Source organism: Collinsella sp. AF38-3AC (assembly GCF_003474365.1).
GTDB lineage: Bacteria > Actinomycetota > Coriobacteriia > Coriobacteriales > Coriobacteriaceae > Collinsella.
Genome location: NZ_QROM01000046.1, coordinates 1 through 656, shown reverse-complemented (window position 1 = coordinate 656; position 656 = coordinate 1). Strand labels below are relative to the sequence as shown.

Annotated in this window: 1 protein-coding gene; it reads left to right on the top strand. The window is 54.3% G+C overall.

Features of this window, described 5'->3' with window-relative positions; all coding sequences use genetic code 11:
- On the top strand, positions 1 to 656 hold a 656-nt coding region (locus tag DW029_RS11400), incomplete at both ends, for a DUF6273 domain-containing protein (protein WP_199582694.1).

The window sequence follows — 656 nt, the reverse complement described above, 5'->3', positions numbered from 1 at the left end:
GACATCGCCGCCAAGGGCGAGGCTTCGCCCGCCTACGCCAAAGCCAAGGCCGCCATGGATGCCGGCACGAAGTTTTCGATGAAGCTGACGAACGGAAAGACGCTCGAGTACAAGATTATCGGCATCAATCACGACGACCTCGCAGACGGCACCGGCAAGGCGGGCCTGACGTTCCTGACTACCTCGACGGGCATCAGTTCCTGCATGAATATGGAGAAGGTCAATGCCGGTGGCTGGGAGAAATCGGATGTTCGCGCGAAGATGAACTCCGGCGAGATTTGGAACCTGATGCCCAGCGATTTCCAGACCAAGGTGAAAGCCGTCACAAAGCTCACTAATAACGGTTCTGCCATCGATAAGAACGCCGCCGTGACGGCTACCATCGACAAGTTGTTCCTGCTCAGCTATTCCGAAATCGTCCCCACGTCATTATGGGCGAATAATTATAAATGGACCTCTTCGGAGGGTGTGCAGTACGAGGCGTTTGAGGGCAAGGTGACCAACAATCATTCCGAAAATGCTGCCATTTCAATTGGCGTCTTCTGGTGGCAGCGTACTGCCTATCCGGGAAGCACCACGTTCTTCCTTCGAGTCCACAATAACGGCAATCCTCAGGTTAATGGAAACGCTTCAGACACTTTTTGCATCTGCCCCGC